The 25,022-nt window shown below is 49.9% G+C and carries 22 protein-coding genes; 9 read left to right on the top strand and 13 right to left on the bottom strand.

Features of this window, described 5'->3' with window-relative positions; genetic code table 11:
• Positions 1–3 precede the first annotated feature (3 nt).
• The 3 genes from K0T92_RS10830 to K0T92_RS10820 are packed head-to-tail and all read right to left on the bottom strand — an operon-like array spanning position 4 to position 3,768.
• A complete protein-coding gene (locus K0T92_RS10830) occupies positions 4–567 on the bottom strand; it encodes a 4Fe-4S dicluster domain-containing protein (protein ID WP_219872492.1) in 564 nt (187 codons plus the stop codon).
• Positions 564–2,741: a molybdopterin oxidoreductase family protein gene (locus tag K0T92_RS10825; protein ID WP_219872491.1), complete on the bottom strand. Its 2,178-nt coding sequence runs from the start codon at positions 2,739–2,741 to the stop codon at positions 564–566. Before K0T92_RS10825 ends, K0T92_RS10830 begins: the two co-directional genes overlap by 4 nt.
• On the bottom strand, positions 2,728–3,768 hold the full coding sequence (locus K0T92_RS10820) for a cation-translocating P-type ATPase (protein WP_219872490.1): 1,041 nt from the start codon (positions 3,766–3,768) through the stop codon (positions 2,728–2,730). Before K0T92_RS10820 ends, K0T92_RS10825 begins: the two co-directional genes overlap by 14 nt.
• Positions 3,769–4,063: 295 nt before the next feature.
• Between K0T92_RS10820 and K0T92_RS10815 the strand changes: the two genes are divergently transcribed.
• A complete protein-coding gene (locus K0T92_RS10815) occupies positions 4,064–4,498 on the top strand; it encodes a GAF domain-containing protein (protein WP_219872489.1) in 435 nt (144 codons plus the stop codon).
• Positions 4,499–4,947: 449 nt separating this feature from the next.
• Here the strand turns inward: K0T92_RS10815 and K0T92_RS10810 are convergent, their stop codons facing one another.
• Complete coding sequence (locus K0T92_RS10810; RefSeq protein ID WP_219872488.1) at positions 4,948–6,339, bottom strand: radical SAM/SPASM domain-containing protein; 1,392 nt, start codon at positions 6,337–6,339, stop codon at positions 4,948–4,950.
• A gap of 236 nt (positions 6,340–6,575) precedes the next feature.
• Here K0T92_RS10810 and K0T92_RS10805 point away from each other — a divergent pair, with 236 nt between their 5' ends.
• The 3 genes from K0T92_RS10805 to K0T92_RS10795 all read left to right on the top strand — a co-directional run bounded on the left by K0T92_RS10805 (position 6,576) and on the right by K0T92_RS10795 (position 10,111).
• Positions 6,576–7,253, top strand: coding sequence for a radical SAM protein (locus K0T92_RS10805; protein WP_219872487.1), 678 nt, complete (start codon positions 6,576–6,578; stop codon positions 7,251–7,253).
• A gap of 15 nt (positions 7,254–7,268) precedes the next feature.
• On the top strand, positions 7,269–9,221 hold the full coding sequence (gene nrdD, locus K0T92_RS10800) for an anaerobic ribonucleoside-triphosphate reductase (protein WP_219872486.1): 1,953 nt from the start codon (positions 7,269–7,271) through the stop codon (positions 9,219–9,221).
• A gap of 194 nt (positions 9,222–9,415) precedes the next feature.
• On the top strand, positions 9,416–10,111 hold the full coding sequence (locus tag K0T92_RS10795) for a Crp/Fnr family transcriptional regulator (RefSeq protein ID WP_219872485.1): 696 nt from the start codon (positions 9,416–9,418) through the stop codon (positions 10,109–10,111).
• Positions 10,112–10,176: 65 nt separating this feature from the next.
• Here K0T92_RS10795 and ric read toward each other — a convergent pair whose 3' ends face one another.
• Both ric and moaA read right to left on the bottom strand, forming a co-directional pair.
• On the bottom strand, positions 10,177–10,890 hold the full coding sequence (gene ric / locus K0T92_RS10790) for an iron-sulfur cluster repair di-iron protein (RefSeq protein WP_219872484.1): 714 nt from the start codon (positions 10,888–10,890) through the stop codon (positions 10,177–10,179).
• A 152-nt stretch (positions 10,891–11,042) separates the two neighbouring features.
• On the bottom strand, positions 11,043–12,053 hold the full coding sequence (gene moaA, locus K0T92_RS10785; RefSeq protein ID WP_219872483.1) for a GTP 3',8-cyclase MoaA: 1,011 nt from the start codon (positions 12,051–12,053) through the stop codon (positions 11,043–11,045).
• A 333-nt stretch (positions 12,054–12,386) separates the two neighbouring features.
• Between moaA and K0T92_RS10780 the strand changes: the two genes are divergently transcribed.
• From K0T92_RS10780 to K0T92_RS10760, 5 genes are read left to right on the top strand one after another with little or no spacing between them, the layout of a single operon-like run.
• Positions 12,387–12,620, top strand: a complete 234-nt coding sequence (locus K0T92_RS10780) for a DUF2249 domain-containing protein (RefSeq protein WP_219872482.1) — start codon at positions 12,387–12,389, stop codon at positions 12,618–12,620.
• Positions 12,621–12,636: 16 nt separating this feature from the next.
• Positions 12,637–12,960, top strand: a complete 324-nt coding sequence (locus K0T92_RS10775; protein ID WP_219872481.1) for a hypothetical protein — start codon at positions 12,637–12,639, stop codon at positions 12,958–12,960.
• An 18-nt stretch (positions 12,961–12,978) separates the two neighbouring features.
• The gene (locus K0T92_RS10770; protein ID WP_219872480.1) at positions 12,979–13,557 is read left to right on the top strand and encodes a DUF2249 domain-containing protein; all 579 of its coding nucleotides are present in this window, start codon (positions 12,979–12,981) and stop codon (positions 13,555–13,557) included.
• A 13-nt stretch (positions 13,558–13,570) separates the two neighbouring features.
• Positions 13,571–14,803, top strand: coding sequence for a cbb3-type cytochrome c oxidase subunit I (locus K0T92_RS10765; protein WP_219872479.1), 1,233 nt, complete (start codon positions 13,571–13,573; stop codon positions 14,801–14,803).
• A 35-nt stretch (positions 14,804–14,838) separates the two neighbouring features.
• Entirely contained in the window at positions 14,839–15,138 is a 300-nt protein-coding gene (locus tag K0T92_RS10760) for a metal-sulfur cluster assembly factor (RefSeq protein WP_219872478.1), read from the top strand.
• Positions 15,139–15,213: 75 nt separating this feature from the next.
• Here the strand turns inward: K0T92_RS10760 and K0T92_RS10755 are convergent, their stop codons facing one another.
• The 7 genes from K0T92_RS10755 to K0T92_RS10725 form a co-directional block, all read right to left on the bottom strand.
• Positions 15,214–15,699, bottom strand: a complete 486-nt coding sequence (locus K0T92_RS10755) for an HPP family protein (RefSeq protein WP_219872477.1) — start codon at positions 15,697–15,699, stop codon at positions 15,214–15,216.
• 176 nt (positions 15,700–15,875) lie between these two features.
• Positions 15,876–16,241 carry a dihydroorotate dehydrogenase (quinone) gene (locus tag K0T92_RS10750; RefSeq protein ID WP_219872476.1) on the bottom strand — a complete coding sequence of 122 codons (366 nt, stop codon included), beginning with the start codon at positions 16,239–16,241 and terminating at the stop codon, positions 15,876–15,878.
• Positions 16,242–16,255: 14 nt separating this feature from the next.
• Positions 16,256–18,274: a hypothetical protein gene (locus K0T92_RS10745; protein ID WP_219872475.1), complete on the bottom strand. Its 2,019-nt coding sequence runs from the start codon at positions 18,272–18,274 to the stop codon at positions 16,256–16,258.
• A gap of 65 nt (positions 18,275–18,339) precedes the next feature.
• A complete protein-coding gene (locus K0T92_RS10740; RefSeq protein WP_219872474.1) occupies positions 18,340–21,552 on the bottom strand; it encodes a DUF5704 domain-containing protein in 3,213 nt (1,070 codons plus the stop codon).
• Positions 21,553–21,964: 412 nt separating this feature from the next.
• A complete protein-coding gene (locus tag K0T92_RS10735) occupies positions 21,965–23,092 on the bottom strand; it encodes a copper amine oxidase N-terminal domain-containing protein (RefSeq protein ID WP_219872473.1) in 1,128 nt (375 codons plus the stop codon).
• 914 nt (positions 23,093–24,006) lie between these two features.
• Entirely contained in the window at positions 24,007–24,318 is a 312-nt protein-coding gene (locus tag K0T92_RS10730; RefSeq protein WP_219872472.1) for a hypothetical protein, read from the bottom strand.
• A gap of 190 nt (positions 24,319–24,508) precedes the next feature.
• Positions 24,509–24,901 (bottom strand): YxiG family protein, encoded by a 393-nt coding sequence (locus tag K0T92_RS10725; RefSeq protein ID WP_219872471.1) that lies wholly within the window; start codon positions 24,899–24,901, stop codon positions 24,509–24,511.
• Between the last annotated feature and the right edge of the window lie 121 nt (positions 24,902–25,022).

Below are 25,022 nucleotides of genomic sequence, written 5' to 3'. Positions count from 1 at the left end.
CTGCTAGAATAGCTTTTGCTTGCCCTGCAGAATGCCTGGCAAACTGATTTTGACATTGGTCTCGCCTTCCAGCGGATCGAACGGCTCGCGGCTGGACATCCATTTGCCCAGGCGGTGCTGCTCCTTCTTCATGCTGAGTTCTTCTTCCGTCACCCATTGCAGCGTGTTGGTCGGACAAACAGACGCGCACATCGGCGGAATGCCATCCTTGGTCCGGTCATAGCAGAGGTCGCATTTGTACATCAGATTCTGTGCTTCATCGAACTTGGGTATGCCATACGGGCATGCAATCGTACAATTCTGGCAGCCGATGCACTTCTCCACCAGCGCCGACAGCACAGCGCCCTCCGCTGTAATCTGGATCGCCTGGGCCGGACAGCTCCGCGCGCAGGCGGGATTGACGCAGTGCAGACACATGAGCGGAATCGTCTGGCGGTCGACGAGCGGATTCACATCATAGACATAGTTGCGGTTGCGCTCGTCATGGCCGCCGCATTGCGTGCAAGCTGCAAGGCAGCTGCGGCAGCCGATGCAATTGTCCATCTCGATATACAGATATTGTTTCATTGGGGCCTCCCGCTTGGTTTCTCAGCCACTTTGTCTATTTGGGCAGCACAGACCTTGAATTCCGGCATGCGGGATATCGGATCAAGCGCTGCGATCGTAAGCAGATTGATGGACAAATCATGTCCGAAATGATAGGGCACGAACACCGTATCTTCACGTATAGCCTCGATAATCTTCACCTTGTAGAAGGCTTCGCCGCGACGGGTGTGCAGTCTCACTACCTCTTCATGCTCTATGCCATATTTCTGTGCGGTTGCCGGGTGAACCTCCACGTAGGGCTCAGGGCACATGTCTCTCAGAAACGGAATTCTGCGGGTCTGGTTGCCGGATAAGTAATGGTAAACGACACGCCCCGTCGTCAGCCTGAGCGGGTACTCGGCGCATGGCTCCTCCGCCGGAGGGCGGTAAGGAAGTGCGCACAGCATCGCCTTGCCATCCGCATGATAAAATTTCTTGTCAAGGAACATATACGGCGTTCCTGGATCCTCCTCGCTTTTGCACGGCCAGAAAACCCCGTCCTGCTTGTCGATCTTATCCCAGGTTGCGCCGTAATAATCCGCATAACCGCCCTTGCTGGCGAGCCGGAACTCATCAGCGACCTTGCAGGCCGTCGTCAAATGGCTGAAATATTGGCCGCGTCCCAGCCGCTCCGCAAGCTCAACATGAATCTGCCAGTCCGGCTTCGATTCGCCCAGCGGCTCCTGTGCCTTGTTGATCTTGATGATCCGCCCTTCCAGATTAGTGACCGTCCCTTCATCCTCCGACCATGAGGTTGTCGGCAGCACCACATCCGCGAATTCACAGGATTCCGACAAGTACAGATCGGAGCAGACCATGAAGTCGAGCTCCTTCAGCGCAGCCCGAACCGCATGCTGATTCGGAGCGGATACCGCCGGATTGGAGCAGAGCAGATACAAGCCGCGTATCGTCTTATTCATCATCAGCTCGAACATTTCATAGGCCGAGACACCCGGCTGCGGCATCTCCTCCGGCTTGATTCCCCACACCTTGCACACTTCCTCTACATGCTTGGGGTTCGTAATCTTGCGGTAACCGGGCAGCAGGTCGGACTTCTGTCCATGCTCGCGGCCTCCCTGCCCGTTCCCTTGTCCGGTGAAGGTCGCTACGCCTGATTTGGGACGTCCGATTTTGCCCGTTACAAGACACATATTCGTATAGCCCGACACATTGTCGGTTCCTTTGTGCTGCTGCTCGATACCGCGGGCGAACAGAACAACCGCTTCGGGAGCCTTGCCGTAGATCTCAGCCGCGCGAACCAGCTTCTCTACAGCAACGCCCGTAATTTCACTCGTATACTCCGGTGTAAATACTTTCACAACTTCAGCCAGCTCATCGAACCCGTTTGTATGCGCCCTGACGAACTCCTCATCCGCATAACCATTCTGTATGAGCAGATTGACCATGCAATTCGCCAGCGCAAGGTCAGTGCCGGGACGAAGATCGAGATGAATATCCGCTCTTCTGGCGAGCGGTGTCTCGCGCGGATCGGCAACGATCAGATAGCCCCCGCGATTCTGCACCTCCCAGACACGAAACATCGAGGTAGGATGACATTCCGCCGTGTTACTGCCTGCGATAAACAGGCAATCCGTCTGATGCAGATCGGTCCATGGCAAGGTGGAGCCGCGATCGACGCCGAAGGTGCGCAGGAATCCCGCAGCTGCACTCGACATGCAGAATCGGCCGTTATAATCGATATATCGCGTCTGAAGTGCGACACGAGCGAATTTGCCGGTCAGATAGCATTTCTCATTCGTCATCGATACGCCGCTGAATACAGAAAGCGAATCCTTCCCATACTGCCCTTGCAGCTCCTGAAATTTGCGAACGATCAGATCATAGGCTTCCTCCCAGCTGGCTTCGCGGAATCCGTCCTTCGTACCCTTGAGCAGCGGATTATCGCGAATGAGCGGGCGAAGCAGCCGGTCGTCATGGTTCGTTTGCTGATAGGCCGTAACCCCTTTCGGACACATCTTGCCCAGCGTAACTGGCCAATCGTAGCGCGGCTCTACGCCGATAATTTTGTTGGTTGACGTATCGACGCGAAGATTCATACCGCACTGCATGCCGCAGTAGGAGCAGTGTGTCGGCACGAGAGATTCGTTTGGATGGCGCTTGTTCGCAACCGTTTTGTAGAATTTATCCTTTAGCATTCTGATTAGCCTCCTTGACCTTCACCTCATGCGTAGGCACGCCTGCGAACCTCGACATCCGGTATTTGCGCCGGCATGGAAGACAAAGCTCGGCAAGATGAAAGCCTTCCTTCATCTGGAACTCGATATCGTTCTGTTTCAGCAGGGCAATAACGTCCTGCGACTGCTCTGCTGAGACGAAGCCTGTTCCGCACACCTTGCATGCTTTCATCGACTGTTCGCTGTAGTGCTCCCGATAGTTCCGCGCCAGCACGCTCATCGGACGGAATGGAATATGCGCCAGCTTGCCGAACGGCAAGTAGATCAGCGTAATAATGACAGACCACTGGTGAATGACGGTCATTACGGGATGGCCGAAGCCATGCAGAAAAATGTTGCTGAAGGTCAGCAGCAGCCCTGTTATGCTGATGAACAGCAGCAGATAGAGCGGCAGGAAGTCATAGACGAAGGATTGCTCCGCACGGGCCTGCATATCTTTGAGCCGCCGGTAAAGCGCCATGCAGACGCCCCCGATAACCATGAAGGCTGTAATATTCAGCGCATTGAAGAACAGAAAGGCGATGAAGCCGTCTGCCCGAATTTTCATCAGATCAATGCCGAAGCCAACGACCGTATAGTAGCCATTGTCATCCATCGTAAAGTACATCCAACCGAATACGAGAGGAAACGTCACGAAAGCTGACAGTATGCAGCCCCACCCGAGCAGCACATGCTGCGTCCAGCGATACCAGCCCCGATGCCAGATGAACCGGTACGTAACCAGATGCTCCGTTGTCGTCCGGGGAGTTGTCTTGCGAAACAGCAGCTTTATTCCTTTGGTCAGGATCAGCTTGGCGGGCGGACGCTCTGCCCAGGCGATAAACCGGTAGAAAAAACCGGCAATGAATACGAATGTGCCGACCATGTACCCGTACAGCGCCATATCGATATGGGTGAAGAAGCGGGAACCGATGAACATAAGGATGAAAAGTCCACTGACAGTAAGGAACATCATCTTGGCGAATTTTGATGCGAAGGCTCGATCCATATTCTTTTTACTCCCTCTCTCTAATTTCTTCTGTCCCCAATTGAAACATATGTCACCCGAGCGTGGCAGTGATTTCGATCACACTTCTGCCTGTTTTGGCCATCCGCCAATCGGATAGAATGGAGAAATTGCCTGCAAAAACCAATCCCCATGCCGCTTTGTGCGGTTGTGCGCGATTGGTGACAATTATGTGGCGTTGCACAGCCCGATCTGTGAGAAAGATCACATGCAAGCGGCTTCAAATCCTCTAAATTAGAAATCAGAAGCTATAAATTTGGAGGGAGGTGAGCCTCAAATGCCGTTATTGCATTCCATCATTTCGCAGCGCTTGGAGAGCTTGTGCCGCACAACCTCCAGCGATTTCTCCGCATTGGCAATTGTGGAGCCAGATGGCAGACACGTACGCTGGCGATATGCCTATGGCAACCGTACGGACCGTTACAAGCAGATGATGCTCAAGCCTGGATTAGGACCGGCGGGAGTGGCGCTTCGTACCGGCAGGCCGGCTGCTTGGGAAGACCGCATCACCTCTTCCGCAGACAAAAGCCCTGTTATCCCGATGATGATAGCAGAGCAGCTCCGCTGTGCTTTCGCATATCCGATTACGAACAGGAACATGATCTGTGCAGTTCTGCTCATCGCTCGCCGCTTGCCTCTACCTTATACCGGCAGTGAATCCACACACATCGAAGACACACTCCCGGATCTATTGCCGTTACTGCAGGAGTGAGCGAATGGACTGCAATTCCTATGAAAAAGGGGGTGTCCAGAAAGTGGTTGGATGATTTCAGATCCCACAAACGCCGAGACAAGCGAAATGCGAGCAGGCGAAACATGCGAAAAGGCATGTATTTACTCGTTTCTGACCCCATAAAGGTGAAATGCCTGCCAGCGTGCAGGCATTTCACCTTCGTTTCTCTTTAGCGGCCGATTTTCGCTCACATTCATGCCTGATCGCAGGAATTTTACCATTAGAGCGTCTTTGTAACCGAAATTCATGCACATTCTCAGGCTTCCTCACTCCGCCACGCTACCTTCAAAACACTTGGAGAAGGGGTGTCCCTTGTTACCGCTTGCCACTACTTCAAACTGCCGGGCATAGCTTTCAATATCTTCCCCGTATTCGCCTGAACGACCGCCAATGCGGCAGGCTTTACAGCTGGTACGATGATCTTCATCTCATTCACCTCTCATTCCCTTTCTCCATAACAAATCCAGAACCTGACCCAGCCTCCGCTTCTCGTGCGGGCAAGGGCGTCTTCCTGTTCTCATCCGATATAGCGGACAATGATTGCCTTGACAGGACGGACGATAGAAGCAGGTGCGGCATACCGCATCCTGTTCCTCGCCGGAGTCTGTCCACAGCGCTAGCTTGTCAGTATCAAGCTCAATACTTCCATCATCATGCAATCTCCCTACCTGATTCATCTCATCATCCAGCGCAAGCGTGCATTTGTAGAGACGTCCGTCTGATCCGACTACAAGGGATTGAGGCATTGCAGCATAACAGACTGAACCCGACGGCTTCAGTGAATCTGATATCGACTCGCTAAGTACAAGTCCGCGCTCCAGCCCATAACGAGTCAATTCCCATAAATGCGCATCCGCCGCTGTTCTTCCGCATACCGGAATTCGTTCATTGTGAGGTCCGCCCCAGCGGCCGACAGGACGAACGAGCAGCTGGAATCTGGGATCACCACCGAATGCTTCTGCGAGCAAGTCCAGCAGCTTCGGTATCTCACCCACATTCTCCTTATCGAAATTAACGCGAATATCGATCGTAAAAGAACGATCAATCTCCCTCAACTCCAGCAGGTTGCCGATAATTCTCTCAAAGGTCCCGCCACTATGCTCCCGAAGCCCTCGTCTTCTGTCATGGACAGCTCCTACGCCGTCCAATGTAACCATATAACGGTGCACATTCAGATCCAGCAGCTGTATCAACCGTTCCTTCGTCAGCTCATATCCATTCGTGGACATATCCGCTGAATAACGGATATTTGCAGATGCGCAGCTCATCTTGAACGCCTGTGACAGTTCTGTTAGTACATCTGCGGCGTGCAACGGCTCCCCGCCGAACCAGCTGACCGCAAGATGCTCGATTCCACCGGCTGCTCTATGCACATAAGCTTTCAGACCTTCAATTGTTCCCCTCCCCATCTCCCCCCTCAAAAAAGATTGATAGCAATACGTACATCGCAGGTTGCAATCTTCCGTTGGCAGAATAACCAAATGCGTAAAATTCGCTGCTTTCCGTCTCTGATGCAGCTGCTGTGCCATGTGAAGCTCGTCTGCATGCTTGCTCACAAGAAAACCAGACTCGTACATTTGAGATGCCAATTCCATTACCGCCGCGGCTTCCGCTGCCCCTCCTGAAAGGTGGCGCGTATCATCCTCCAATTCCGAAGCATCAGCGGGAATAGCTCCACGCCGCAGCAAATATCTCGCCGTCGCCTCCTCCACACCCTCGACAGCGGCAATCGCGCCTGAATACGAGTTATAGAGCAGTCTCATTTCCTTGCTCGCCTTCCTATCAAAGTTGAAGCGTGAACGAACCCATTCCTCACCCATGCAATTGCCTCATCTCCTGACCTCGCTATTAAATAATGCCGCAGTATCATAGCACAGCTGCCAGCAGAATCCCTATGATCTGCATCACAGTCCGCCAGGCGCATTGTGCAGGTTATATAAAAAAACCTGTCAACTGTGATGCTCATCACTTCACGTTGCCTATATCTTGTATTAACATTCGAGTTGCCAACTAAATATAGTGGTTATTGTGAGCTTAATCGGGAAAGGAGAAAGGTATGCTCATTTTTTACCCGCGCATGATACGAACGTTCGAGGATTTGCCCGGGCATATTTCACTGCTCATCCATTCCTGGAATGGATGCAATATGCGCTGCTTTGGCTGCCACAACCATGAGGAGCTGATTGCGCTGAAGCCTGTCGGCTTCCTGACCGCAGATGCTGTGCTGGAACGTCTTCGCGGCTGCGGCACCTTGTTCGATGCTGTGCTGCTGAGCGGCGGTGAATTTCTCATTAATGAGATGGCGGGCATGGAACAATTTCTTCATGAGCTGCGGTCTGTCTTTCGGGGAAAAATTATCGTCTTCACTAATGGCGCCTATCCGCAGAAACTGCGTCGCTTGCTGCATGCTCGTTTGATTGACGGTGTACATATGGATATGAAGCTGCCGTTTCATTGTCTTGATCCAGAGGCGGATCGCGAGGTAATCGAAGCCATTATCGGGGTTGCTCCTTCCAGGCGTCTATGCCGGGATATCGTCGATTGTCTGGATGTTGTCATCCGTCATAACAGCCCCTTCAGCCAAGTAAGAACGGTGCGATATCCGCAGCTTAGCGAGCAATATTTCGAAGAAATCAAATGTTATGTGCAACAGTTGAATCACAAATACAACAGCAGTGTTCCCTATTTCGTGAACCCCTACTGCCAGCCGGAGCAAGTGCTGTCCCATTATTAAATTGGAGGAATGATTATGTTTCGTCATACGATGGATATTATCGAAACCTTTACCTCGCAATCCGAAACGAAGCAAGCCGATTATTTGAAGAGAGAGAACAGCAACTATGTATACTCGCTGCCCCTGCTGCGGCATAATCTGATGAATCATTCGGAAGAGGAATACTTGCTGGAGCATATTCTGCCCGCCCGCCTCACTGAATTGTACCGTGATGGCGTCATCTATATTCATGACAAACAGCTGAGCCCCTATTGCCTGAGCGTCGCTTGCAAGGATATTGCCGCCTCTGGAATTCCTACGCTAGCGAAAAATATGATGTCCTCCAAGCCGACCCGCAAACTGGAGACACTGCTTCGGCATTTCAGCAATATTGTCGTCCTCATGTCCCAGCAAGTATCCGGCGCTGTCATGCTGTCTCAGATGACGACGATCTCCGCCTCCTATCTCTATTACGAAGAACTCATCCGGGAACGCCATTACACGGAGGAAGAGCTGGAGCAATTATTCCAAAGCTTGATCTGGGAGATGAATATGCCGCTGCGCGGCGGCTCCCAATCCGCCTTCACGAATATTACGCTGGAGTTCGGCAAGCCCTCCGATGAGATCAAGGACGACTTTGTCATCATCGGGGGAGAAGCGCTGGATATCCGTTATGCAGACATTCCAACCCATTATTTTGACCGGATCAACAAAGCTGTCATCGAAGTGATGAAGCAAGGCACTGGCACCGGACTGCCGTTCACCTTCCCGCTGCTTACCGTCCCCATTGATGATGCATTCGATTATAGCAATCAACTGTTCCTCTATCTGCTTGAGAGCATGTATCGGTGGGGCGGCGTATATTTCGAGAATTTCCGTTCTGAGCCATTCACGGATGAACATTATCGCAGTCTTAATCCTTACTTGAAGCCCCGTGATCCTGAGGTCAGCCGCAGTCTGTGCTGCAGACTGCAGATCGATCTGACCGTCCTCTCCAGGGTGGGAAGCGGAATATTCGGCAGCTCGACAGGCTCTACCGGGGCCGTGCAAGTATTGAATCTCAATCTGAATCGTCTGCTCCTGGAATATGGCCATGATGAGCGCCTGCTCTTCTCCATGATGAAGCAATATTTGAACATTATGCAGGAAGGGCATATGGCGAAGCGGAATTGGATCGAACGGAATAAGGAGCTGTATCCGACCTTTTTTGCCTTCAACCGGGATTTATCCAGCTACTTTAATGTTTTCGCTGTTACCGGAATGCATGAGGGCTTGATTAATATCGGCTATGAGGGCGGGATGAACAACAAGGCGGGAACAAGCTTGGCGCACCGCATCATGCAATTCATGACCGAAACCATTAACGAATATATCGTTAGAGACGGGGTTGCCTGCGGGATTGAGTATGCGCCTGGGGAGAACGCTGCTATTAAGCTGGCGCGTCATGATGTGCAATGGGCGAAGCGGAATCACCGGACGATTTTCGTTCAGGGAACCGGGGAGAATGTTTATTTGACCTCTGGCTGCATGCTGCCCTTCAGTGAAGATGATTTCCTGCGGCAAATTGAGAACAGCGCCGAATTCCAAGCCTATGCGACCTCTGGAAGCATCCTGCACCACTTTCTCGAAAGCAAGCTTGCGCCGGAGAGGCTCGCCGATTATTTGAGAAGTATTTTCGACAAGCCTATTCAATATATTACGTTGACGCCGACACTGACGAGCTGTTTGGCATGTGGGCAGCAGATTGTCGCCGAGGACGGGAAGAACATCGCGAATTGCCCGGTGTGCAGCAGCGATGATATCGCAACCTTCAGTCGAGTTATTGGCTATGTGAAGATGATCGCACGCAAGAAGCTGCAGGTGGACAAGGATGGCTGCTATAACGGGGAGTACAATTTCTGGAGCAAGGCTCGTCGATTCGACTGGAATGCAAGAAAACGGCTGGAGCATCTCCCCCATGCTGACAACAGTATCGCCATCGAATCTTGAATGCGTTGTCGAGTTTGATAGGACGAATGCGTTGCAGGATTCGAATCTTGATGCGATGCCGGGCCCGATGGGACGAATGCGTTGTTAAGTTCGAATGTTGAATACGTTTTTGTGACAACTGTGGAGGCGTGCTTATTCCGGAGCGAGTATTGAGATATAATGGGTTTACTACTGATGTAGAGAGGAGGAAAACTATGAATAAGGAACGAACAGCTGTCTTTCTTCAACGTGTACCCCTGTTCCACGATTTGAATGGGGAAGAAATTGCGCGTGTTGAGGAGATTACAATATCCCGCACTATAGGTAAGAAATCCACCATCTTCACAGAAGGAAGCGAGAAGGAAGCCGTCTTCTTCATACAGGACGGGTTGGTCAAAACCTTCAAAACCGACGAGAACGGCCACGAGCAAATCGTCTCGTTCCTGAAGTCAGGAGACATGTTCCCCCACACGGGCTTCTTCAACCAGAATCCGTATCCGGCTACTGCGGAAGCGATTGTCGAAACGTTGCTGCTGGCCATTCCGGTGCGGAAGTTCGAGCATTTGATGCTGAATACGCCAGCGATAGCGATCAAGTTGATGCGTGTGATGGGGGATAAAATCCGTGAGCTTCAAGATAATTTGCAGGTGCTCTCCGGACAGGATGTCAAGCATAGAGCCCTCTCCTTCCTGTTGAAGCTTGCCGATCAGCATGGCGAAATGGTCGACAACAAAATGATGATCAACCTGCCGATGACCAATCAGGAGATTGCCAATTCGGTAGGAACGACGCGGGAGACGATCAACCGCCTTCTGAATCAGCTCGGCAAAGAAGGAATATTGGAGGTTGAACGCAACCGCATCGTTATCATTAATCTCGATGCGTTAAAGCAGCAGCGCGGATTCAAATAAGGCCAGCAAAAAGCATCCGAAGCCACTTTATCAAGGCGGGCACGGATGCTTCTTTTGCTGGATTATTAGCTTAGCGCTTCAATACGGGGGAACAGAATGTTGTTCTCCAGATGGATATGCTGGAACATGTCGGCTTCCAGCGCGATCAGCTTCTGAAAGGTCAGCTGATACGTTCGGCACGCCTCAGCGGGCAGCGCATAATCGCCCGTCATTTCTCTCATCTCCCGCAGCGCATCCCCAACACCGCTATGATCTGATTCCAGCTCATACAAGCCCTTCATAATCTGCTCCCTGCTGGCTGTTTCCGGATGTGCGGCGAATTGCTCCAGCTGCGGGAACAGCTCCCTCTCCTCGGCAATCAAATGCTGCTCCAGTTCAAGCTTCATTTGGTGAAAGCGCTCATGCAGGTCACTCAGCACCTGGCCTTGCACCGGGCCATGCACACGCCATATTTTCGTTACAAACTCGCTAAGCAGCGGCAGCTCCTCCTTCAAGTAAGCATGATGGACATGGACGATGTGGTGAATGAGATCTGCAACAGGCACCTCCCGCCAATCCTTATCGGCATATGCGCCTTGATTGATCATGGCTTCATAGCTTTCATTCAACCTTTGAATAAGAGCTGCCTCATCCAGCCCCTTCTCCCTGATAACCTCTGCCAAGGGACGGTCGCCTCCGCAGCAGAAGTCGATCCGGGCTTCCTTGAACAGATTGCTTGCACCCGGAAACTCAGCAACAATATCTCCAATTTTTTCTTGGCCGTTATAACGTTTCTCCATCTCTGAACCATCCTCTCTATATGGAACTGATCTCAGTATAGACCGCTTGTTGGCCGTCCATTGTGATGGAGATCACCATTGCGGGATGGAATTAATGCGCTGGAATTAATGCGCTGCTGAACAGGATGCTCAGTCCAGCTTGCGGCAGCTCATTATCCTCCGATCTGTGACATGCGCCGGGCTGTTGGAGCTTGAGACCGCTGTCCTCCTGCAAGTGCCCTGGCCATCTCATGTGTCTCCGGCTTTGAGCCTAGCGCTCTCTGGAAGATCGCCGCAAGCGCAGACGGATTCCCGAGATGCCCCCGCATATTATATTCATCAGACCAGTACAAGCAAGGCTTGATACTGCCGTCTGCGGTGAGCCGAAGCCTGTTGCAGCTGCCGCAGAAGTGATCGCTGACAGGATGGATAAGGCCGAATGTTCCGGCTGCTCCAGCGATCCGGTAGCTCTGCGCAGGACCATTGCCGTACACCTCTTTGGCGGGCTCGCAGTCCAACCCCAACCGTCTGCATGTCTCCAGCACATAATCAAGCGGCATATATCCTGCTCTCCAGCTATTGTCCTCATGGCCGATCGGCATGTACTCGATAAACCGGATTTGAATCGGCTCCTCAATTGTCATGCGCAGGAAGTCTTCCACCTCGTCGTCATTGATCCCCTTCATCAGCACTACATTCAGCTTGATCGGACTGAAGCCGGCCAGTTGGCTGGCACGCAAGCCAGCCAGTACCTTGCTGACATCGCCGCCTCGCGTTATCATCGCGAATCTGTCCGCCCGAAGTGAATCAAGACTGATATTGACTCTTGTCAGCCCTGCTGCTCTTAGTCTGTCAGCGAATGGCGCCAGGAAGATGCCGTTGGTCGTCAAGGCAATGTCCTCAATGCCGGGTATTGCCGCCAGCATGGCGATTAGCGTGTCCAGGCCTTTTCTAACGAGCGGCTCACCGCCTGTTATTCGAAGCTTCCGAATGCCCAGTGCAGCAGCAGTCTCGACGATTTCTGCGATCTCTTCATAGGAGAGAATGCGATGATCCGGCTCGAATGTCATCCCCTCCGCAGGCATGCAGTACACGCAGCGAAGGTTGCAGCGATCCGTTACCGCAATACGCAAATAATCATGCACTCTTCCATATGAATCAACAAGCTGGCCTGCCACTGGCATCCGCCCCTTCCTTATTCCCGCACGCATAAATTCGTTTTCAATCAGACTGCTACATAAGTTGAACGAAAGGAAATTCCAGGCTGCTGCGCAGGGGAATGTTCTTACGATCGCTGTTGTTCTTTCTCTAGTTCATCTTATATAGATAGATTTTATAATTCCTTAACGGGATATTACTGTGATTCTGATCACACACTCCTCGCGCAACCCCCTTTTCTCCCTGCTTGCAAGGCTGATAAAAAACAATTCCACCTGTGATAGAGGTCACAAAGCCTCATTGCTCCCTGCTCTATAATCAAAGCGAAAAGACAATTCAATAATCAGGAGGAATGAATTATGCGTTCATACACCGCTACTGTTAATGCCACAGAATATCCCCCTCATCTGAAGCATAAGGTCATATTCGAAACGTTCGGCAAGCTGCAACCATCACAAGCCATGCTCCTCATTAACGATCATGATCCGGTGCCGCTTCGCTTCCAGTTCGATGCGATGTATCCGGGGAAATTTACATGGGAGTATATGGAGCAGGGTCCAATTGCATTTCAGGTCAGAATCGGAAAATTATAGGCAGGAGTTGTTTCCAATGGCAGTCGTCGATATTGTTGATGAACGTACAATCAAGATCAAAGTTACGATGGATGACGCCTTATCGATGGTACGCGAGTCTTCCCGCCAGTTGGATGAATATGCAGCGGAGATCGTCACCATCTATGAGAAGATGCCGGAATTTCAATATATTTATTTCTGCTTCTACGCCTATGACAGCGCCAGGCTGTTCGAGCAAATGCTTGGAATCGATCCCAAGCTGTACACCTCCTTCTCGCTTGATGCTCCGGATGCTTTCTTCTTCACGCTCTATGGCGGCATGGCAGGTCTTTACGAGGAAGCCAAGCGGCGAATTTCATAGGAAGGGAGAATATTCAGTATGGAACGACAGCATGCGAAAGTTGTAGAACTGGATGTCAGACCCCACCTGCGCAAAAAGCTGGAGCCGTTCCAGCTTATTATGGATACGGTCAAGCAACTGGACGCCGATGATATTTTCGTGCTGCATGCAACCTTCAAGCCCTCACCGCTGCTTGGAATGCTGAAGCTGCGGGGATTGGCCGGCCAATCCGTGCAGCATGACAAGGAGCATTGGATTACGACCTTTGTAAGCAAGAAGAACAAGCGCTGGCTTCAAGAAGCAGAGAGCGTAGGCACTGGTACCGTTGCTGAGCAAGGGGAATCCGCCGGAATTGTAGATGCCGCCGCCGGCCCGGACACTGACGGCAAGTCCAACCCTCGGCTCATACAATTGGATAATCGGGGTCTGGAGCCGCCGCAGCCGATGATACGGACGCTTGCCGCATTGAAGCGGGTCCATCCAGAGGGGGAGGTGATCATTCATAACGACCGGGTGCCGGTGTTTCTCATTGAAGAATTGAACAGCCTCGGCTATGCCTATTCGGTTGAGGATCAGCCGGATGGATCGGCCAAGGTGAGCATACGACAAAAAACATAAGGAGGCGAGCGCCATGTCCCGTCTCCCCTTCTTCTTTATCATCACGGGGATGATTGGTTTCGTGCTCTTCCATGCGGCCTCCCTGCTGTCGCTCTTCGGCTGGCTGGGCGAAGGCGTGCGAGGTCCATCGGGCTGGTTCCATATCCATCTATTCGTTCTCGGCTGGGCGACTATGCTCGCTATGGGCGCCGTCTATCAGCTCATCAATGTCATCCTGCAGACAGAGCTGTACAGTGAACGGCTCGGATATGTTCATTACGTCTGCTTCACAATTGGTCTTGCGGGGCTTCTCTATGGCTTTCTGCAAGGAGAGGTGTACTTTATCGCCGCATCCGCCACTATAGCGATGATCGGAATATTGCTGTTTGCCTGGAATATGACGGTTACCCTCATTCGCGCTTCATTATGGAATGCGATTACGATCAGCGCGGCCTGCGCGGTGCTGTATCTGGTGCTTACTGCTGCAAGCGGCTTAATGATGGGAATCAACTTCGCTACAGGCCAGTGGATCGCCTATCATGAGCAAATCTTTCATGCCCATATCTGGCTCGGCACAGTTGGCTGGTTCGGGCTGCTTATTACAGGCTTCAGCTACAAAATGCTTCCGATGTTTTATTTGGCGCATCATTATCCGGTTCGGCTGCAGATCGTTTCGCTGCTGCTGTGGAATGCTGCTGTCCTCTTCGGCGCCGTATCGTTCATAACCGGAGGAGCGATAGGGATGCAATGGTTCACCCTGCTGCTGCTCACACTGGCGGTCACCGTATACAACCTTCATCTGCTTCAGATTATCAAGCACCGCAACAAACGCAATCCCGGTTGCGGAATCAAATGGTCCGTATATGCGAATCAGACCTTTGCGCTATTCGCCATTATCGCACTGCTCTATACATTGGCAGCGCAAAAGCAGCTCTTTCATGCTGAATTCGTCCTGGTTGCCGGATGGATCTATCTGGGGGGCTGGGTATCCTTCACCATCCTCGGCTATTCGTCCAAGATCGTACCGTTCCTGTGGTGGACGCATAAATACGGCAAGCTCGTCGGCAAGCCCGGAACGCCGATGATGTCTGCCCTGCTGAATGAGCAGCAAGTGAATCGCGGATTGGCGGCAATCGCGATCACCACCCTGCTGCTATTGGCGGCCCTGCTGCTGCAAGCACCAACCGTCATAACCGTTGCCGGGGCGGCATACTCACTATGCTCTCTTGTTTACATCTCGCGTATTGGCCTTGTGTTCAGACAGTAATCTAATCTTAGAACAGCTGATGGGAGGTTTACACAATGGATCATAACGAACAAATACTGAATGTGCTGCGCCAGGTCTATGATCCCGAGCTTGGCGTTAATATTGTCGATCTCGGACTTGTCTATGAGGTACGGGAAGATCCGGACACCATCTATGTCCGAATGACGCTGACAACGCCGGGATGTCCGTTACATGATACGATTATAGGCGGTGTTCGCACGATATTGCTGGATCAAACAGATAAGAATGATGTAAAGGTGGAGGTAGTATGGGAACCGAAATGGACACCAGAGCGGATGTCGGAGGCTGCGAGGGAATATTTGACCTTTTTCTGATTGTATGGAGCAAACAGGCGCCGATTGGGTATCGGCGCCTGTTTGCTTGTACATAGCTGTATGAACGATCTCAGCCTATCCTTCCTGCTGGGATTCAACGGTTTTGCCGCGGAACAGTCCTATGCTCAAGCTGCCCTTCTTCAAGCTTTCGAATCTTGTAATGAGCCATAGAGGCAGGAGAAGGCCGAGCAAGGAAACGATGACCGCAACAGGCATGGTCCACATCGAAACCGGATGGGCAAAGTATGGTATGAGTGACACCGCAAGAATAGGAGCCGCGTTCCATTTGAAATAATGAATGAGCGATATCGTCACAATCGCGGTAGCAAAAAAGGACAACGCGCCGCTATCGAACATATAGAACAAATTGCCGATCGTAACAGCGATAACCGCACCGATAATAATTCGTTTAATATCATTAAATTTATCCATCCGTTGCAGAAACAAGAAGCTGAATGCTCCCAGCGTAGGATAAAACACCATCTCAAGCGATGCAAAATGGCTGGAGGCCCAATACGCCACCATCAAGTAGCTGCATATAATGACAGATCGCAAATGCATTTTGTGATTTACCTATCCTTTTCATCTATTATTATCATTATTACTTATCAAATAGTAGGACTCGACTATTGTACTACAATCGTTTCGTCCTTCACAAATAAGAACAATTGATATGAAGAATAGGTTTTATTTATGTCACTTTATATTACATTCAGCCGCGTTCATTCATTTTTGCTCTATTCATCTGCAATCATGACGACCTCATTACATTTCTGAGCATGTAAAAGCAAAACACATAATTCGTTCAATAAATCCTTGGTTGTGTCATCGAAGTTACTAGTATCTATTTTTTCGAACTGTTTCAATACTACTTCTTTATCTGGAATCTCCCACGGCTTTTCCCACCATGGTTCTTCTACATGATAAAAATAAGCTAGACCTGTCCATCCATCTGGTTCAGGATCAATCGAACTCATTATTTTGTCAAAAAAACCGTCCCAAATTCTCAATATAAATCTATTCCCATCAGCAAGATAACGAATAAATTGGATCTCACCTTCGCCTTCGTAACCTTCATAGTACTTATCATTTATTACATTCATAACGAATTCTCCTTCTATGGCGCTGGCCAATGTCCATTCTCCAACATTTTATTTTGTGCTGCAGTTGCTGTTCCATTTTGTCTTGCTGTTATAGCAGCTTGCCATTCATGTCGTGGTGTCCACTGATTCCCACCAGTATAAATATGATAAGTTCGTGATTGACCAGTAGTGTTTCCAGGTGTAGTTCTTTCAATTACCCATGTATTACCTTGATTTATTGGAGCCCCCGGTGTGCGAGTATGCCAACGCAATTCATATTTATAATAACCATCCGACCATTTAAATTGTATCTGTTGATAGCCCGTCTTTGTTTGAACTTTAATCGCAGCTGTTGAAGGAATGCTAATAGGTGATGATTGAGCCAGATTGGATCGTATTCGTGTTTCCCCATCCAGTGCCTTCCATTCTTTTTTTGTAGCAGTTCTTTCACCAGGTTGTGGTTTATACCCCTTCGTTTCAAGTCCCTTTAACTGTAGCTGAGTCGTCTTATTCTGAATTGTAAATTTCGATTCTATCTGTGCAGCATTAATATTCCCAACCGGAACTTTAACACTCGAACGACCACTCCCCATGCGTCCACCTATTGGAGACATTCCCCTCAGGCCCGGAACAATGCTTATCGGACCGCTGGCCATCGCCATATCGAAATTTTCCGACCTCTGCATGGCTTCGCTATACTCGCTGATATCGAATTGCTGCATCATATCGATTACTTTCATATCTTCCTGGATCAGATATTGTCCCCGCTGTATTCCCGTTCCATAAATTTGAGTTATAAACCCTTCCTCAAACTTATGGTTATGCACTTGCCGGATATAACGATACCGATCGGCAAGCTGATCCAAATCCACTTCCTCTAAGACAGCGCCATCTTTCCCTATGTCCTCGGCCGCAACATTACTATCCCATTCCCTTTTCGTAAGATAAAGGGCGTAGAGGATATCAGTCGCTTCTTCTCGGCTCAGATTATACAGGCTGTTCAAATGATTCATTGCAGCATTGATATCCGGATTATTCACCAGAATCTGGCGGGCAGTCGAGCCTCCTGTATCCGGTATAGGAATCTTTTCTCCTCTGCTATTATAGGTGTAGTTGGGGATCTTGTTGCCCCTGCTGTCGTAGCTGAACTCTGGCGGGAGAATCTGGTTCGTTGCCTGCAGGTATTGCTTCAGCCGCTTTATACCGTACGCTTCCTTGTCCCCCTCTTGCATGGCGAGCGTAAGCAGATACAAATATTGCGGATCTTCGGACATCGCGATCCGGTCATTCTCCGAACCGTAGAGAACACCCGTCACCGGATCATACGGGCAAGCCTCGATCTCCGAGCCGGGGAAGTACCGCCGCAGATCCTCCGCCGCACCGTACAGCTCCTCGCTAATTCCCGCATCCCGCAGCCGCTGCCGACTTTTCTCCGCCTGTTCGTGGGCTTCCTTCATCAATGCCGTATTGCCGAATTTCTTGTACACCTCATAGGCCGTCTGCATCCTCGCGATCAGCTCCCGGTCCGCGAGAATCGCCTCCAGCTTCCCCTCCGCCATGATCCGGTATGGATGGGGCAGATTCGGTTGTCTAAGCTCCGCCCGCAGCTTCTGTATGACCGGGTCCGAGTTGATCCGGTCTCGCGGGAGCATGTCGATAACCTTCGTGACCAGATGATGGATCTTCTTCCCGAACGAGGCGGTGAACGTGGTATGGGCCGTGATTGATCGCTGGAGGGACTGGCCCAGCAAGGGATTGATGCTGCCGATCGTACGCAGCAGCTTCTCTGTCCCTTGCCCGATTATCTGCTGTACCCGTGTCGTCTCTTGTAGCGCCTGGCTCACTACATCGACCAGCCCCTCGGCATCGTCCGTTAATTGGTTGATCCGCCGCTGTGCCTGCTGCACCATGCTCGATACGGGCAGGTCGCCGCTCCAGCCGCTCACTTGCCCGTTGATCTGCTGACGCAGCCGGTTCGTATCTTCACTGATCCCCTTGATTTTCCGCTGCAGCCGTTTAACTTCATCCTCCTTGAATACCGCCTTCTTCTGCATCCTTTACTTCCGTCCCCCTTCTGGCAGGAGGAGCACGGATATTCCGCACTCCCCGATAGTCCTCATTATCTTCCTTGTCCCTGAAAGTCGTTGCGGACGGAGAAGTCGGATTCGAACAGGATGATGTCGCCTGCCTTGAAGTTGAAAGTCTGCCCCCGATAATTCTGATCCGCTGCGATTTGTCCTTCTATCGCCCACATGTTCGCGATCGGCGCTTTGTAGCCGAGAACCTCTGTCTGCTGATCGTTATTCTTTACGGTATAGATGGCGAAGTGAACGATAATATACCCCTTCGTCAAAAACTCCTTCTCATGCCCGTCCAGCTTCCCGCCATATTTGTTCGCCAGGGTCACGATGTTGGTTCCCTTCGGCAGGATATAGGGGGCGATGGGCAGGTTGTATTCGCCATACCAGTGCTGCACGCTCCTCAGGGCCGCCGTCGCATCTACCCCCGCTGGAATGACCGTCGGTCCGATCAGGGTCCGCGACTTGTAGGGCAGCACCTCCAGATCATAGCCGACACCAATCTTCGTTTGCCGCTTGCCATATTGGGTGTAGAAGGCTGACCAGCCGATTGCCGACCGTTCACTGGCGCTTAGGATATGCTGATACTCATACGCCGCTGCCTGCTGCAGCTCGGTTTCACTTAAATTACGAAAGGGATCCGCAAGCCGATAATATCGGGTGAACGTCTTTTTATCTGCAGCAGATCCGACCGCGATCATCTTGTTCCCCGCACCGCTTGCATCATAGTACAGGTCGACTTGGGAGGCCGTGCCCCCGCTGCGCGGCACGAACCAGAAGGTGGGGTCGATGCGAATCCCTTCCCCCTTGTCCCACAGGTTCCCCATCGTCTTGAAGTCGAACAGGAACGGATAGCCGTTATGCGGCACGGTGGCCCGCTGGGTCGGATGCGAGCCCGGACGGATCGGAAGGAGCCAGGTATGCTGGCCCTCCAACGCCGTCGGCTCGCCGTTCTCGTCCCGTCCGCCGGAGTAGTAAGCCACCGGCTTATGCGCCTTGGCCCCTTTGTCCGTCCGGAACACCTCTTCAAACCGAAGGTCGCCAATATCCCATACCCGGAAATTGAACAACCGGCCTACGACCCCGACATCAAAGGTTTGCACCGCGCAATAGTTGGCCAGCTGGCTGTTCCGGTTCGGCTCGCAGGGCTCGGAGCCGATGCTGTTGATCGCCCACTCCTCGGTGCGGATCTGATAGTTCCCTTCATCGACCCAGGTCGGCATTTTGAACGTCATGGAAGGCGTGCCAACGGGAATCGTGATCCAGGTACCCCCGTGGTAGTAGGTATTGCTGCCTGCATGGAACACGCCGAAGGGAAACCGGATACGCTTCTGCTTCGTGTACGCCTTGTAATCCCGGTTGCCATAGCCCGGCAGATTCACATGCTGCCCGCTCTCCGGCATATGGATCGTGAACGGGCGATCCAGAATGAGCACCGTCCGGGTCATGTCCGGCTGCATCCGCTGGTCGAACGGACGATTATCATCCGGCAAGGTGGAATAGTTGACGACGGGGGTATGTACCGTCACCTCATTAATGCCTGTGATGGGGTAATTGACATCCCCGCTGCCGCCGACTTCCTCCGGGAGCAGCTCGTAGTAGATTGTCCCTTCGCTTGGTGTATCCGCCCGATTGGGCAGTGGTGGCGGAATTTGCAGGCGATCCCGGTACAGCGTGGTCGCTCCTGTGGAGCGGTAGTCGCCGATAGCCGTTGGGGCCGGGATGATTCCGGGCGCAGGCGCGTTCTTCTCCACCACCGTATCGTCCATGACAAGGGTACTCTGACCCTCGAAGCTGAAGGTGAGAGCATCGTTCTGAACCTTCGGCTCCTTCGTCTGTGATTCCGCGATTGCCTTCAGCTCCGCCGTATGATCCGGCAGGGGCGGTCTCATGTTGCCGCCATCCACAATCGGGGGAACGAAGGTGATCGTCCCCGTATCCTGGGGCTCTACATGATCGGTGACCTCGGTGCTGTTGCTCATGTCGACAGCTGGCGGCGTATAGCCGCTCGGCTGCAGTGTCACGGCTCCTCCCGGCAGCGCATAATTGGTCATCGTGGCCTGCTGCAGGCCATACACCTCGAGATTGTTAATCTGCCAGTAGGAGTAGTCCCGTGGTATCAACGTGAATTCGTAGGTTTTATTTTCCGTATCCGTCATTTCTATAGGCAGCTGCGGGATCATCGTTCCCCCAGGGCCCGGGACTGGAGGAACGGGAATTTTCCACTTCAGGACATAGGTCAGGTCTACCTTGCAGGTATAGGTGACTTCCCCTTTCATTTGACCGAAGGTATGCTGGTAGAGATACTTTAATCCCCAGGTATTCGCATATAGGTATTCCGATGACGGGATTCCCATAGGGGTCTCAAAGTGCCGACCATTCGTGGGGTCATCCCCCAAGATGGCGCCTCGTGCATTCGGGTTCATGAAGGCCGATACCGGAGCCGCCGCTTCACTGGGGGGCTGGATCGTCCACACACAGTCCCCGCTGCCCTGCGGACTTGAGCAGGCCGGGTTGGACGGGTCTGTTTCGCATAGGCTGTTTTTATAGATGCCGACAATCGTCGCTCCGCCTTCGGGCGTGTTCAGGTTCCGTGTGATTAGCCCCGCCGAGCCCTCGTTCTGGATGAATTTTTTAGTAGTTGGCGCGGAGTTGTACAGAAAATAGGATTGTGTGATCGTATAAGTAACACCATCCTTGCTCAGCGTCGTCGGGAACGAGTACGATACCGCAGCCCCTGTTTCTTTCTCCCCCAAATCTACGGGATCTTGCAATGGTGTGCCATCCGTTGCGTAGAATTTGGCCGTTACCGGATTAGCCGCCTTATACTGGGCGACCATATTCATGCCTCCGACAGGCACTTTGAAGTTACGCTGGCGATTGTCTGCCGCTGCTGGCTGTTCGCTGATAATATTCGCGGGATTTAAAACCGTAGCAAGCCATGATTTTTGGATCGTATAGGTCTTACCTGCATGCACTACGGTTGCCGGGAAAGATTTGGTCACGGCAGTACCCGCTTTATAGGTTCCAACTAGTGAAGGAAAGCTGGCCGGATTTGGAATGACGGTTCCTGTGTCCGTTTTTAAGATCATATTGACGGGATAATCTTTCCCCTGAAAAGTAACGGCTACATCGAAATACTGTCTTAGATCTTCAGGATGCGCCCACGTCTCAGCTTCCACAATCCCCTTCATCGTATGATACGGACCTGACACTTGAGTGGGATCGGTACGATCTCCAGTTACAACGCGCATAACTGCACTAATGTATATGGTCGCACCATCTTCCAGTAAGCTCTCTGCACCTGCCGCTGTTATGGCTTCTATAACTCTTTCTGGTGACCAATAAAAGTTTGTTGTATATTCACCTGGAACAGGGAAATTAAGTAAGTTATCTTTATCCCCATCCATCAGTGTAAATAAAAAGCCCGCCGACGGTGACTTAGGATTGCACTGCCCGGTATGATTTGAGGTCGTACAGGTCTTATTTTTATGAAAATGCCATCCAATGGTGTCATAGCGGATAGAACTGGTTGCAAGTGCCCCGTTCGTTGTATAAGTAAAAGATCCACTATCAAATTCAGTTGAGCGATTACTATGGGCGACTAGAGTATAACTTGAAGATAGTATGGAAAGTATGAAAATTGTAATAAAAAACTTTTTCATGTTATTCACTTACTTTTCTATACATATTATGGCTGTAGAATAAAGTAACCCCACTTATCGCAACATGATCGCCAAGATCCCCTCCATACACATTACTACCAATCCATAAGTCTACATAGCCTTCATACCATATTCCTTTTTTAAATTTAGAAGGCATATAATGCTCATCGTGAATAATTTGTTTGTCTTCATTGTAACTCTTAATTTTAAAAATAATTTTTGATCTAATATACCAGCCGCCTGTTCCTGCATTATATAGCATTGAAGGCTCCGGCTTGATTGAGCCTTCAATCTGTATCTGGTTCTTCTTCACCCAGTGAGCATACTTATTGTTCTGTTGCATCTTATAGTCAGCAAAAGACTGATTCATGTATGAAAAAAATTTAGTGCCCCACGTCTTCACATCGATGGTTTTGTAATCCACATTTAAAATCATTTCGTATCCTTCAGTTATCCGCTTCATTATTTTAGTCAAATCATCAGTCGTGAAAACTTTCGCATCATAGAGTTGTTTGGAAACCTTTTTTCTTCTTTCGATTGTCCCAGGATACCCCATCTCATACATCTCGTTCGGAATATCAGCTAATATGTAGGGATAGTCTTTATAGTTCTTAGGGAGATTCGTCGTCCGGATTTTACGACCAAAGGGATCCACCTCTCCGATTTCTTTACCTGGCGTATGAATATAGACCGTATTACGATCCGCATTCCACTCTACTTCAGCAGCCAATTGCTCCCCCACCAGACGTAAAGGAACAAGAACCGCACCTTCCTTGCGAATGACTTTAGCATCCAGCTTTACATCTACTCCGTCAATTTTGGCTGATGCTGAGCCAACCGTCAGAATGATGCTTTTTCCGTTTTTGTTAATGCTGACCTTCTTTGTGGTGCCGTCCCACGATACGTTGGCACCCAGCTTCTCCGATACAAAGCGGATCGGAACCATCGTTGCGCCGTTCTCAATGACCGCACTTCCCAAAGGAGCCTGCAAACCATCAAGGACGACACTAATAGAGCTCCCCGCAGCTGTAGCGCTTCCTGTTAACATACTGGTGGCAAGTGCAATACTTACCATCAGCGCTGCTGCTTTCTTGGTTCTTTGTTTTCCCAGTTGGATTTCTTCTTTCATTATCATTTCTCCCCTTCCAAATTAACTTCCATTATTGTATATTTATCGGAAATAACCTAGGGATTATTTAATTATTACAGAAATTATTTCGATAGAATGAATGAGCATGCAAAGAAAGGCTTATTCCTACTCATATTTCAAGTTGGAATAAGCCTTTGAAAGTTTATGAAGCGTTAGGAATGCTGGTTGCTGTTCCCTAGACTGTTTTTACCACTATATTTTTTGCCGTTCGTTTCGTCTCGTCCGAAAGCTCTTTTAAAAAATACGCAATTACTTGAACGGTCATCTTAACAAATGGAGTTAGTATGCTCGTACATAAATGACATTGAACAGGTAAGAGTACTGTCTAGCCTAATCGTCTCCAAAACTGCATAGCCGCTATGCGGCGGTGTAATCAAAACGAAGAGGGCAAGGATTAAAGTGACAAGCGCGAATGATTTTTTTGATTGAAAACCGCCAAGCCGTTAACGAGAACATGGACAAGGGAAGTCAAGAGAGCCAGTTCACGTCACTTCATAAGGGATTTACCAAAGTACCGCACAATCCATCGTTGTCACAGCTTGAGCCATTTTGAGAACCTGATACTGGAATAGTAATGGTCGGGTTATTTATCTCAATAGATGTTTGCCTTTCATTCTCCCTATCGGAGTGGCGTATTCTACATTTGCATAGCATTTTGAAAATCCTGTGATAAAATGAATATAACAAAAAACAGGTCAATCATGGTGGTATCTAACCATAATCAACCTGTTTGATGTAACGGAAGAATAATTAAAACGTTTGATGTGCATACAACCGAAATGGAGAAATCTTTATACGGGTATTACATGAGATATATGTGTTATTAGTTTAATGTGGGTTCATTCGGCACTGGGTATCCCCGTCAACCAAGGTTTTTAGTATAATTCTCTCGCTTAAAAAGGAGTGAATATCAGCCTGCTATTTTCTATGTATTTACATCTTTCAGCTAAAGAAATGATTTCTTCAATATGCCTAATTTCCTTGGTATCAAGTAGCATTTCCTTCAGCCTCACAAGTTCAAGTATTAACATATCCATGTCTTTACTTGAGTAGACATCATAACTGCAGGTTGATAACTCTCCTAACATCTCAAACTTATCTTCGTCTTGTTGCAAATATTTAACATTACCCTCTTCGAACACTTTTTCCAATTGCTCACCGTCTACAGATTCTAATATAATTTTGAACATATCTTTAATCTCCAAACCCCAAGCCACTTGAGAAAGTATATACAAGGTTACCTTTTTTATCAGTAATGACTGTTATCGTATTTGTTGGTGCACCACCTCTATTGATAGGTAAATTCCCTTCGGTGTATGGTGCGCGGCGAGTGGGCATGATTTTGGGTTGAAAAGAAACCTTGAAAGACATATAGCCAATCAAGGCTACTATCACTCAACTATCAAGCAATTGAAATCTCTCATTATTAATAGAAAGGTACTTAGCTTCAACCAAGAGAACAGAATTCCCGATTTCCAAACATATATTAGGGGCTTGAGAGTACTGGTTTAGAAAACTATCCCCCATAATGTGTATCTTCGTATCATTAATAGTATCGAAGGACACTAAATCAAGATACTCCCATTCATACAATTTCTTCCTGTCATCGCCCATTCCATTAACCCATGAGAATGAACAAACTTCGTTCAGTTTAACATCAAATGCCGTTGTTTCATTATCAAAAACTCTCTTTATTTCTAATGAAATTGAATGATCTTCAAAATTGAACTTATAAGATGTAATTTCACAACTCCATAACAGCGATGTTAGTTCTTCTAAGTTTGCCATATTACACACTCCTATTTACCAGTTAATTTGTTAATGATATTTACAATATCATTGTAGGTACTTCCTGTTATCGGGATATGAGTAGGCACAATATCGTTACTAAAATTCCCATTGATATCGA

The organism is Paenibacillus oenotherae, from assembly GCF_019443105.1.
GTDB lineage: Bacteria > Bacillota > Bacilli > Paenibacillales > Paenibacillaceae > Paenibacillus_Z > Paenibacillus_Z oenotherae.
The sequence above is the reverse complement of the archived record's forward strand: the minus strand, read 5'-3'. Positions and strand labels throughout refer to the sequence as shown.